This window comes from uncultured Propionibacterium sp. (assembly GCF_963539965.1).
Lineage (GTDB): Bacteria > Actinomycetota > Actinomycetes > Propionibacteriales > Propionibacteriaceae > Propionibacterium.
In genome coordinates this window covers 1-10,820 of the sequence record NZ_CAUTOU010000069.1, presented here as the reverse complement: position 1 = coordinate 10,820, position 10,820 = coordinate 1, and the positions used below count along the sequence as shown (strand labels likewise).

The window sequence follows — 10,820 nt, the reverse complement described above, 5'->3', positions numbered from 1 at the left end:
CCGCCGGTGAGCTCCTTGACCTTGGCCGCGCCCTCCTCGCCGCGCTCGGCGATGACGACGTCGGCGCCGAACTCGCGCGCGAGGGCGGCCCGGTCCTCGTGGCGGGAGAAGGCGATGACCTTCTCGGAGCCGAGCGCCTTGGCCGCCAGGACCGCGGACAGGCCCACCGCGCCGTCGCCGACGACGGCGACCGTCTTGCCGGGGCCGGCCTCGGCGGCGACCGCGCCGAACCATCCGGTGCCGAGCACATCGGAGGCGGCCAGCAGGGAGGCGAGGACCCCGGGGTCCTCGGGCTTGCCGCCGGGGACGGCCACGAGCGTGCCGTCGGCCTGCGGCACGCGGGTGTACTGGGCCTGCGTGTCGCCCATGAAGCCGCCGTTGACGCAGCGGGACGGGTAGCCGGAGGCGCAGATCTCGCAGGTGTTGTCGGACAGGCAGAAGGAGCCGACGACGAAGTCGCCGACCTTGATGTTCTTCACATCGGAGCCGGTCTCGACGACGGTGCCGATGTACTCGTGGCCCATCGGGGACTCCTCGACGGGCTGGATCCCGCGGTAGGGCCACAGGTCGGAGCCGCAGATGCAGGCGATCTCGACCTTGAGGACGGCGTCAGTGGGATCGACGACGTGAGGGATGGGACGGTCCTCGACCGTGACATCGCCCGGTGCGTGCATGATGACGCCGCGCATGGTCTCGTCCATGTGGTGATCTCCTCTGATCATGGGTATGGGAAAATGCCGCCCCGGACAAGGGGCGGCATGTCCAGGCTAGGCGTTCCGGGAAAATCCGTCCCGCTGCCCGCGCATCCCGGACGGCCCCGGGGCGGCCCGCTCACTCCTGCAGGCGCAGCGCCTCGCCCAGCGGGATCCGGCGCACGTGGAGCGGGTGCGGCCCGGCCACCAGTGAATAGGCGCCGAAGGCGATGGTGATCTCCTCGGCGACCATGGCCGCGGGCACGGTGAGCACGAAGTTCGCGTCGTAACCGATGAAGACGCGGGCGATGCCCCGCTTCAGGGCGCCGATGACGAGCGCCGGGCTCACCAGCAGGGAGGTGGCGACGGTCAGGGTCGCCGTGCGCGCGTCCTGCTCGGTCATGGTGCTGGCCACGGAGCCCTCCGGCAGGTCGAGCGCGGCGTCGGACGGATAGCCGTTGAAGGAGCCGGCGTCGCGCCCGAGCATCCCGTTGAGCGCCTCGCGGGACATGCAGACGCGCACATCCGTGCTGTTGCCCCGGGTGCCCGCGACGGTGAGTCGGTGCTCCTGCCCGGTGCATTCGTCGGTGAGGGTGAGCACCTCGTCCACTGCGACATCTGTCTTGTCCAGCAGGCCGGTGCCGGTGCCGGCCAGGTCGACCGGCGCGGTCAGCGTGTAGGAGTAGGCGGAATCTGGTGCGGAAGGGCAGGCGCGTCGCGCGGTGGCCGCGGCGCAGGCTCAGGGTGACCTCGCAGAGCACCGTGACGCGGGCCTCGCCCTGCCCGAAGCTCTTCGTCAGCCGATCGACGCGGACGAAGGACGGATCGTCTGCCGGCGCGGGGGAGACGCCGGAACGGGATGCGCCGGGCATGGGGCTCTTTTTCGTTGAGGGCCCCCTGAGCTTATTCTCGGGCGCGCCGCCGGGACAGCCCCCTCCGGGAGGACCCGCCCCGCCCGCGAATGAGCCTCGGCCCCGCAGGCGCACCCCCACCTGCGCGAACACCGCGCCGTTTCCAGCACCACGCACATGTCCGCGGTGCTCGCGCAGGGCGAGGGGTGCGGGAGGACGGAGGGGGACGGGGGAATGCCCCGGCGTCACCCGTCGAACGGCTCGACACCGTGCGCGAGCCGGTCGGCGATGGCCTCGAGGGCCTCCGCCTCGTCGAGACCGTCGGCGAGCACCAGCACCTCGTCGCCCTGCCCGACGCCGAGGGCCAGGACATCGAGTCGGCGGGCCAGGGAGACCCGCTCGCCGTGGCAGCTCAGCCACAGCGACGACTCGAACTGTTCGGCGGCGCGGGCCAGGAGGGCCGCCGAGCGCGCGTGCACCCCGAGCGGGTCGCTGATGGTGACGGGCCGGCTGATCACGGGCTCAGCCCTCGATCGAGATCGTCGAGCCGATGGTCAGCGCGGGGGGCCGGCCCTGCACGTGCAGGGTGCCCTCCAACTGGGCCTGCTCGGCGCCGTCGAAGTTGATCGTGATGTGTCCCAGGCCGTCCAGGTTCTTGCGCACGAGGCCGCCGACGGCGGTGATCGGGAAGGCCGCGCCGTCGATGACGAGCCGGTCGCCGGGCTCGATGTCGGCGGTGGACTGGTTCATGTCGATGGTGAAGCAGAAGTCGGCGAGCGAGGCGGGGGCGCCGGCGCCGAACAGCACGTACATGCCCTGGTCGGCGAACGAGGCGGCCTCGGGGCCGATGCCCTTGACGGTGGTGGTGTAGATCTGAGCCATGTCGATCTCCTGGTGGGGTCGGGTTGGTTTCTCGTGTTCGATGCGCGGGGGAGATGCGCGGGCGCCGCTCCGGGCTCCCCGGCGCGCAGGACCGGGGAGCCGAGCGCATCAGCTGGTGCCGGCGTACAGGCCGATGGAGGCCAGCCAGGCCACGGCCACGCGCGGGACGCCGTTGACGAAGCGGGAGTAGAGCACGGCCGGGACGCCGATCTCGACCGTCTCCGCCTCGGCCTCGGCCAGGCCCAGGGCGACCGGGATGAAGTCGCAGCCGTTCTGCGTGTTGATGGCGAACAGGGCCGGCAGCGCCAGGCCCGGGTTGACGGCGCCCTTGCCGATCTCCACGCCGATGAGCGTGCCGATGACCTGGCCGATGACCCCGCCGGGGCCGAGCAGCGGCGACAGGAACGGCAGCGAGCAGATGAAGCCGAGGGCGAGCAGGCCAGGGCCCGAACCGACCAGCGGCGACAGGGTCCGGGAGATCCACCCGCCCAGGCCGGAGCCCTGGATGATGCCGATGAGCATGGCGACGAAACCCATGAACGGCAGGATCGTCGTGATCATCGTCTGGATGGCGTCGCGGCCGGCCTGGTAGAAGATGGCGATGACCCTGCCCGCGCCCAGGCCGATCCTCTCCAGCAGGTTCTTGTTCCTCTTCCGGGCCAGTGACTCGGAGACCTTCATCCCGGACGAGTAGCGCACCTCGCCGTCGCCCTCGGCCTCCGCCGTGGCCGCCGTGCTCTCGGCGGTCCGGGCGCCGCCCTCTGCGGTGCCGGCCGCAGTGGACGCGCCCGCGGCGGCACCGGCCGGCACCGCGCCGGACCCGGCGAGGCTCACCTGGTCGGGGCCGACGGCCGAGACGTAGATGGACTCGTTGATGAACTGCGCCAGCGGGCCGGCCCTGCCGGTCGGCATGACGTTGACGGTGGGGATGCCCTTCTTCGGGTAGAGCCCGCAGCGCAGCGTGCCGCCGCAGTCGATGACGGCGACCGCCGTCTCCTCGTCCGGAACCGTGGTGTTGAAGCCGTTGACGGCCTCCATGCCCGACAGCTCCGCCATCTTGTCGACGACCTCGGGCTTGGCGCCGCCGCCGACGATGTAGACGATCTTGTTCCTCGCGCCCTCGGCCTTGATGGTCAGGGGGCCGCCGTAGCCGGAGGCGCCGTGCGCGATGGTGATCACCTGGTAGGTCATCGAGAACTCCTTCCCCCGCTCAAGCGGTCCTCAGCTCGCGGCCGAGCCGGACGCCCTGCTGCCTCTCGACCCATCGGGTGATGAAATCGGTGCTCCAGCCGCCGACGAAGTTCATGACGAGGCCGACGAGCAGGTAGCGGATGGCCAGCGGCATGGTGGGCAGACCCAGCTCGGTGATGCCGTTGGCGATGCCGAGCCAGATGAACAGCTCACCGGGGTTGATGTGCGGGAACACGCCGTTGCTGGTGTGGCAGAACTGCATGCCGGCGGCCGCGTACGACGGCTTGTGGAACTCGGGCAGGAAACGGCCGAGTGACAGGGCCATGGGGTTGGCCAGCATGAAGGCGCCGACGAACGGCAGGATCATGTAGCGGCTGACGGGGTTGCCGGACGCGTGGCGGGCCAGGGCGTTGATGCGGTCCTGGCCGATCATGCCGATGAGGGAGTTCATGAAGATGAGCAGGACGAGGACGAGGGGAACGGTCGTGCTCATCCAGCTGATGAAGGTGCTGGCGCCCTGCTGGAACAGGCCGATGAACCACTCGGCCGCCCTGACGACGATGTTCATGGAGTCACTCCTTCCAGTCGAGTGAGTCGGGTTGGCCTCACGGCCGTTCCGGTGGCCGTGACGACGTCGGTCGCGGCGGGCCGTGCCCGGACGGCGATGATCCGCTTCTTCCCGGGCCGACCGCTGGGGGCCTGCTGCGGGGCCGTGCCCGCCCTGGGGCCGGGCAGCCTCGCGAGGAGACGCCCGAGCGGGCTCAGCGGCTCCTCCGGGACGCCGCCGTCCCGGACCGTGATCCAATTGCTCCGGGCGTTCTCGACGGCCAGCCGCAGGCCCTTCGGGCAGCCGCGCAGCGAGGCCGGGTCGAGGTCGCGGATGCGCCGGCCGGTGACGCCGGCCAGCGGCCTGAACCGGGCCAGGACGGTCAGGCCCGACATCGCCGTGGCCTCGACGACGATGCCGTCCTCGTCGAGCAGCAGCATGACGATGGCGCCGGCGCTCAGCGCGTTCTTGCGCTTGCCGATCGCCACCTTGCCGCGCCTGCGCAGCGCGCCGTAGGACGCCGAGAAGTTCCTCATCTGCATCCTGGCGAAGTACATCTGGCCCAGATGGGCCACGCCGAGTGCGATGAGGAGGAACCAGAGATTCATGTCAGCTCTCCTCGAGATGGGCCGGGTTGTTCGTCATGTAGAGGAAGAACTGCTCGTACGAGGTGAAGCGGCTGATCCGGTCCAGGCCGGCCCGGTCGGCCGCCAGGCGGATCACTTCGTCGTAGATGTCGACGAGCAGCGTGTCGTCGTAGTCGTTCTTGGCGGGCACGCCGAGCAGGACGATGAGGCGCAGGCCCTCCTCGTCCCCGGCGCGGGGTACGACGCCGATGGCCAGGACGAGCCTGTCCGCGCCGTCGGGCAGGGCCGCGTGGGGGAAGGCCACCTCGGGGCTGATGAGCATGGTGGCCCGCTCCTGGCGTTCGCGGATGCGTGCGTCGAACCCGGCCGGCAGCTGCCCGGAGGCGATGAACCGGTCGAGCATCACCGCGAGCAGCTCCTCGTAGTCCGGACCGGGATCGAGCACCGTGAAACGCTCGCCGGTGAGCAGACCGGCCAGCAGCGAGCGGGTGCCGGCGCCGAGCATCACCTGAACGCCCCGGTCGAAGCGCAGCCGGTTGATGTGGCGCAGCAGCTCGTCGCGGTCGAAGACCTCGGCCAGGCGGATCGTCGGCGTCGAGGTGCGCAGTGGCCGGGTGGTCGTGGTGATGACCAGGTCGAGACCGTCCAGGACGTCCGCGGTGGCCTCGTCGGGGCCGAGCAGCGTGTACCGGGTGGAATCGGCCATCACCTTCGCGAGCTCCAGCTGCGTCAGCCGGGCCGAGACCCCGCCGCCGCGGGTCACCACGCCGACCCGGTAGGCCGGTGCGGTGAGTGTGCGGTGCTCCTCGATGAAGACCTGGAAGTAGCCGGTGAGAAGCTGCTTCTCGTCGTCGCCGACGGCCAGGCGGAGCTCGCGGTCGATGACCTGCGCGGTGATGGTGGCCATCTGATGGGCCACCGGGTAGGCGCTGCGCAGGTCGGTGCTCGGGCCGGTGCCGATGCGGATGCCGAAGCGCAGCCGGTTGATCATGAAAGTCAGGTGGTGGGCGAAGGCCGTCAGCATCGTCGAGGCCGGGATCTCGATGCCCATCTGGGCGGCGATCTCGGGCAGGATCTTCCCCAGCAGCGGACGGATCTCGGCGGAGGCGGGGAAGCGCTTCAGGCGACGCTGGTCGTGCGGGGTGTGCATGCCGATGACGGGCAGTGTCATGAAGACCGCCTCGTTGTCGTCCACCGGCAGCTGCAGCACCGCGCTCACCGCGGCGACGAGCCGGACGCCGAAGTCGTGGGCGCCGTCCCGGCGGACGGCCTCGTAGCCGTCGGGCAGTGCGCTGAGCGGATGACCGGTGAGCGTGCGGTCCAGCATCACCGTGTACCAGCGCGTGATCTCCTGGATCGACGGGATCGGGACCCGGTACTCGGCGGCGATGCGGTCGACCGGCTCGAGCAGGGGCTCGTCGATCGGGTAGCCGGAGTAGACGGCCGGGTAGTGGTGGTCGAGGATGTACAGGCGCCGGCTCAGCTCGTCGCCGTGCCATTCCAGACCCCGGTTCGGGCGTCCGGCGATGGTGATGCCGTAGGCGGCACTGCGTTCGCGCAGGGTGCCGAGGTCGTTGAGCACGGTGGAGCGGCCCACCGACATCTCGCGGGCGAGGTCGTCGACGAGGACGGGGCCGGTGGCGCGGGCCAGGCGGGCGATGATGTGGCCGCCACGGGTGCCGGGGTCGTTGAAGGAGGCGGAGCCGTCGACGAGTTCGGTGCGCAGCAGCGCGTAGCGGTCGCGGTCGATCACCCACAGGCGGTAGCGGCCCCGGTCGAGTCGCACCTGGGCGGCCCTGCCGAGGACGGAGTTCAGCTCGTGGACGTCGTTCGTGATCGTCTTCGCGCCGACCCCGAGACGGTCTTGGAGCGCCTCGGGGCCGGCCGAGAGATGCCGCTCCAGGTGAAGGAGAATCTCTGCTCGTCTGTTCACGGTGGTCCTGCTCGGTCGAGCGTGCGTCGTTGCAGTGGTCCGCTCCGTGCCGGCCGGTGCCGGCCGGCACGGAGCGGTGGATCTCGCGGATCAGCCGTGCGACTTCCCGCCGGTGACGGTGACGGTCGTGCCCGTGATGTACGCGGATCGGTCCGATGCGAGGAAGCACACGATGTCGGCGACCTCGTCGAGCGTGCCGGGACGACCCAGCGGGATGGTCCTGCTGTAGTCGGGCGACAGCTGCTCGACGGTCGTGTTGCGCGTGTATGCGAGTGCCTCATTGTAGGCGGGGCTGCGCAGGCCGGTGGGCTCGAGGATGCCGGGAGCGGCGCCGACGACGCGGATGCCCAGCGGGCCGAGCTCCTTGGCCCACGACAGGGTGAAGCCGTTGAGAGCGCCCTTGGTGGCCGAGTACGCCGACTGGCCCCTCGAGCCCTCGGAGCCGGCCTCGGAGGTGATGTTGATGACGATGCCCTTGCCGGCCCTGATGAGACGACGGGCCACGGCCTGGGTCATGAGGAACGCGCCCTTGACGTTCACGCCGACCATGAAGTCGAATGCCTCCTCGTCCAGCTCGTACTGGGGGGCCTCGCCCCTGGCGTCGACGAGCAGCCGCGGCTGGTTGACGCCGGCGTTGTTGACCAGGACGTCGATCCTGCCGAAATGCTCCTCGACCGCGGCGACCGCGGCCTCGACGGCCGCGGCGTCGGTGACGTCGGCGCTCACGTTGAACACGCCGCTGGCCTCGTCCACCCCGTCGGTGACGGCCAGGTCGAGGCAGGCGACCCGGGCGCCGGCGGCGCGCAGGCCGCCGACGATGTGTTCGCCGATGCCGGAGTCGCCCCCGGTGACGATGACGACCCGGTCATCGAGTTCCAGCCACGTGTTCGTCTTCGTCGTTGATGGCATTGATGGCTCCGTTCCAGCTGCTCGTGCGGTGACGGAACCGACGGTACGGTCGGTGCCCGGTGCCGTGAACGGCTTCTTCTGCTACCGGGTTTCCGGTTCTCGGAAAAAGACCGGACGAACGGTCGCCCCGCTCCCGGCCGCCGGGTCGTTTCCTCCCGAATTCCCTGGCCAGAAGGCCGTCGAAGGCTTTGTCGGGCTGGGGCGACGGGTCGTTGGGCGGCACGGTGGCCATCGCCGGGCGAGCCGCGGCCCACCGTTCTGGAGCGATCGGAGCCATCCCCGCTCGGAGGGCCGAGGAGGAACTCGGCCTCGGGGGCGGCCCCGCGGCCGATGCCCCGGACCCCGCCCCGCGACGCGGGGGCGTCGAGCGCGGCCCGGATGCCGTGCGCTGGTTGCGCAGGGCCGACCGAGGGGCCGCTCGCCGCATTCGCGATGCCCTCACCGCCGTCGTCAGAACCGGCGACCCGCGCACACGAGGCAGGGGCGGGACCCGCCGACCGGGCCGGACGGGCCCCGAGCGCCCTACAGCCGGACCGGGTACTCGGGGCGCGGCACCTCGGGGGCGATGGTGCCCGCCACGAAGATGTCGTACCAGAGCATGAAGCAGACGATCGTCCACACCCGGCGGGAGTGGTCGGACACGCCCGCGCGGTGGTCGTCGAGGAGCCTCATGGCCGCCCGTGGATCGATGAACTCGTCGGTGGGGGAGCTCATGATGATGTCACGCGCCCAGGCGTAGGAGTCGCCCTCGAGGTAGACGCGGGTGGGCACCGGGAAGCCGAGCTTGCGGCGGTGCAGCACGTGGGCCGGGACGATCCGCTCCAGCGCCCTGCGCATCGCGTACTTGGTGGTCCCGACGGCCAGCTTCTCGCTCATCGGGATGTGGCGGGCCACCTCGAAGACCTCCTTGTCGAGGAACGGCACGCGCAGCTCCAGCGAGTTGGCCATCGTCATCCTGTCGGCCTTGACCAGGATGTCGCCGCGCAGCCAGCTGAACAGGTCGACGTGCTGCATGCGCTGCACCGGGTCCCAGCCGCGCGAGGCCGCGTACGCCGGATCGGTGACGTCGTGGAAGCTGATCGACGGGTCGTAGGTGCGCAGCAGTCCCGGCAGCTGCTCCTCGCGGAAGATGCGGGCATTGCCGTAGTAGCGGTCCTCGAGCCGCAGGGCGCCGCGGCGCAGCATGTCCTTGCCCCGCATGCCGTCCGGCAGCGCCCGGCTGACCGCGCCCAGCCCCCGGCGCAGGGCGGCGGGCATCTTCTCGAAGCCGGCCAGCGAGACCGGCTCGTGGTAGATCGTGTAGCCGCCGAAGAACTCGTCGGCGCCCTCGCCCGACAGGACGACCTTGACGTGCTTGCGGGCCTCGTTGGCCACGAAGTACAGCGGAACCAGGGCCGGGTCGGCGACCGGGTCGTCGAGGTACCAGATGATCAGCGGGAGCGTCCTGGTGAGCTCCTCCTCGGTGACCCAGCGGGTGATGTGCTCCACGCCGATGGCCCTCGCGGACTCGTCGGCCACGTCGTTCTCCGAGTAGCCCTCCGCCCGGAACGCCGCGGTGAAGGTGAGCAGGTCGGGGTTGTAGCGCTTGGCCAGGGCCGCGATCGCGGTGGAGTCGATGCCGCCGGACAGGAACGAGCCGACGGTCACGTCGGCGCGCATGTGCTTGGCGACCGAGTCGTCGAGCACACGGGCGATCCGGTCGTAGAGCTCCTCCTGGGCCTCGGCGCCGGTGACCGGTCTGGAGTCGAAGACGGGGTGGAAGTAACGGGTCTGCTCGACCCGGCCGTCCTCGACGGTGAATGAGCAGCCGGACTCGATCTTGGTGAGCCGGGCGTCCAGGGACTCGGGCTCGGGCGCGTACTGCAGGACCAGGTAGTGCTGCAGGGCGCGCGCATTCACCTCGGCGGCGCCGGCGAGCCCGCGCAGGCTCTTCGCCTCGGAGCTGAAGGCGAAGCCGTCCGGCGTCGTGGCGGTGTACAGCGGCTTGATGCCGAAGTAGTCGCGGGCGCCGAAGGCCCTCTCCTCCCTGGCGTCCCAGATGACGAAGGCGAACATGCCGCGCAGCCTCGAGACCCAGGCCGGTCCGTGGTAGTGGTAGCCGACGACGATGGCCTCGCCGTCGCCCTCGGTGCTGAAGACGGCGCCGTCCTGCTCGGCCAGCTCGGCGCGCAGCTCGAGGTAGTTGTAGATCTCGCCGTTGAAGACCATCCAGTAGCGGTCGGGCTCCTCGGGGGTGCCCCAGCGCAGCGGCTGGCCGGAGTTCTCGATGTCGATGATCGACAGGCGGTTGAAACCCATCACCGCGCGGTCGTCGTGCCAGACCTCGGTGTCGTCGGGGCCGCGGTGGCGCTGCTGGGCCATCCCCGCCCGCACCTGGTCGACGCGCTCGTCGCGCAGGGTTCCTGTGGAGATGAACGTCGTGAAACCGCACACGGGATGACTGCCTTCCTGCAGGTGCCGCGGCGCCGGGAGCAGGCCGCTCCCCCAAGTATGGCCGATGCGCCCCGGGCCCGTGGGCGGGATCGCCGCGCACGCCGCCTGCACGGCCCGGCTCCGGGGCCCGCGGCCGCCCGCGGGGCGGTCGGAACGTGGGATCGTTCGATACAGCCAAGGGCATAATTCGGGACTGTTCCTGCCCGTAAACCGTGCGTGCGACGGGATGTCGCCATTTTCGGGACTCACGTTCTCGCCCTGTCAAGGCCTAATATTCCCGCGTGCGCATCCAAGTCATCGGTGTGGACCACCGGACCGCCCCGCTGGCGGCCCTGGCCGCATTGTCCGGCGGCGGGGACCTCTCCCGCGTCCTCATGTCGCGGCAGGCGGCCGTCGCCGGGGCCGTCCTGCTGTCCACGTGCAATCGCTTCGAGCTGATCTGCGACACGGACGACTCCCTCGACCCCGAGCTGCTGCGCGAGCGGCTCTCCGCCCTGGCCCGCGAGCTCATCCCCGGCGTCGACGAGCGGGCCCTGTCCGGGCTGCGCGCGGCCGCCGGCGACGACGCCGTCCAGCACGTCTTCGAGGTGGCCTCGGGCCTGCGGGCCGCCGTCATCGGCGACAAGCAGGTCGCCGGCCAGCTGCGCCGGGCCTACGAGCTCGCCTCCGAGCGCGGCCAGTGCACCGGCCGCCTCCACCGTCTCCTCCACGACGCGCTGGCCGGCTCGCGCGCCGTCGCCAGTCGAACCTCGCTCGGCGCCGCCGGGCGGTCCGTCGCCGGCGTCGGCCTCGACA

Annotated in this window: 10 protein-coding genes and 1 pseudogene; 1 reads left to right on the top strand and 10 read right to left on the bottom strand. The window is 70.9% G+C overall.

All coding sequences use genetic code 11. From position 1 onward, the window contains the following. From R2N01_RS09850 to asnB, 10 genes are all read right to left on the bottom strand, one after another. A partial coding sequence (locus R2N01_RS09850) for an alcohol dehydrogenase catalytic domain-containing protein (RefSeq protein WP_316670693.1) occupies window positions 1–689 on the bottom strand: 689 nt, incomplete at its 3' end. A gap of 142 nt (window positions 690–831) precedes the next feature. Further along, window positions 832–1,302 carry a hypothetical protein gene (locus R2N01_RS09845; protein ID WP_316670691.1) on the bottom strand — a complete coding sequence of 157 codons (471 nt, stop codon included), beginning with the start codon at window positions 1,300–1,302 and terminating at the stop codon, window positions 832–834. A gap of 486 nt (window positions 1,303–1,788) precedes the next feature. Beyond that, on the bottom strand, window positions 1,789–2,061 hold the full coding sequence (locus tag R2N01_RS09840; protein WP_316670688.1) for an HPr family phosphocarrier protein: 273 nt from the start codon (window positions 2,059–2,061) through the stop codon (window positions 1,789–1,791). Window positions 2,062–2,065: 4 nt separating this feature from the next. Beyond that, window positions 2,066–2,425, bottom strand: a complete 360-nt coding sequence (locus R2N01_RS09835; protein ID WP_316670685.1) for a PTS glucitol/sorbitol transporter subunit IIA — start codon at window positions 2,423–2,425, stop codon at window positions 2,066–2,068. Between the two features lie 108 nt (window positions 2,426–2,533). Beyond that, complete coding sequence (locus tag R2N01_RS09830) at window positions 2,534–3,616, bottom strand: PTS sorbitol transporter subunit IIB (RefSeq protein ID WP_316670684.1); 1,083 nt, start codon at window positions 3,614–3,616, stop codon at window positions 2,534–2,536. Between the two features lie 19 nt (window positions 3,617–3,635). Continuing rightward, window positions 3,636–4,184 (bottom strand): PTS glucitol/sorbitol transporter subunit IIC, encoded by a 549-nt coding sequence (locus R2N01_RS09825; RefSeq protein ID WP_316670682.1) that lies wholly within the window; start codon window positions 4,182–4,184, stop codon window positions 3,636–3,638. Continuing rightward, window positions 4,181–4,771: a transcriptional regulator GutM gene (locus R2N01_RS09820; protein WP_316670681.1), complete on the bottom strand. Its 591-nt coding sequence runs from the start codon at window positions 4,769–4,771 to the stop codon at window positions 4,181–4,183. The genes R2N01_RS09825 and R2N01_RS09820 overlap by 4 nt, the downstream gene beginning before the upstream one ends. Before the next feature lies 1 nt (window position 4,772). Then, the gene (locus R2N01_RS09815; protein WP_316670678.1) at window positions 4,773–6,683 is read right to left on the bottom strand and encodes a PRD domain-containing protein; all 1,911 of its coding nucleotides are present in this window, start codon (window positions 6,681–6,683) and stop codon (window positions 4,773–4,775) included. Between the two features lie 90 nt (window positions 6,684–6,773). After that, window positions 6,774–7,592, bottom strand: coding sequence for a sorbitol-6-phosphate dehydrogenase subunit (locus R2N01_RS09810; protein ID WP_316670676.1), 819 nt, complete (start codon window positions 7,590–7,592; stop codon window positions 6,774–6,776). A gap of 522 nt (window positions 7,593–8,114) precedes the next feature. Beyond that, window positions 8,115–10,025 carry an asparagine synthase (glutamine-hydrolyzing) gene (gene asnB, locus R2N01_RS09805; protein WP_316670674.1) on the bottom strand — a complete coding sequence of 637 codons (1,911 nt, stop codon included), beginning with the start codon at window positions 10,023–10,025 and terminating at the stop codon, window positions 8,115–8,117. A gap of 281 nt (window positions 10,026–10,306) precedes the next feature. On the opposite strand from asnB, the pseudogene R2N01_RS09800 reads away from it, so the two are divergent. After that, window positions 10,307–10,820, top strand: a pseudogene (locus tag R2N01_RS09800) (hypothetical protein); the annotation flags it as partial.

Coding starts and splice junctions, on each gene's coding strand:
- R2N01_RS09835 (WP_316670685.1), bottom strand. CDS start 2,425: ATGGCTCAGATCTACACCACCACCGTCAAGGGCATCGGCCCCGAGGCC.
- R2N01_RS09830 (WP_316670684.1), bottom strand. CDS start 3,616: ATGACCTACCAGGTGATCACCATCGCGCACGGCGCCTCCGGCTACGGC.
- R2N01_RS09825 (WP_316670682.1), bottom strand. CDS start 4,184: ATGAACATCGTCGTCAGGGCGGCCGAGTGGTTCATCGGCCTGTTCCAG.
- R2N01_RS09820 (WP_316670681.1), bottom strand. CDS start 4,771: ATGAATCTCTGGTTCCTCCTCATCGCACTCGGCGTGGCCCATCTGGGC.
- R2N01_RS09810 (WP_316670676.1), bottom strand. CDS start 7,592: ATGCCATCAACGACGAAGACGAACACGTGGCTGGAACTCGATGACCGG.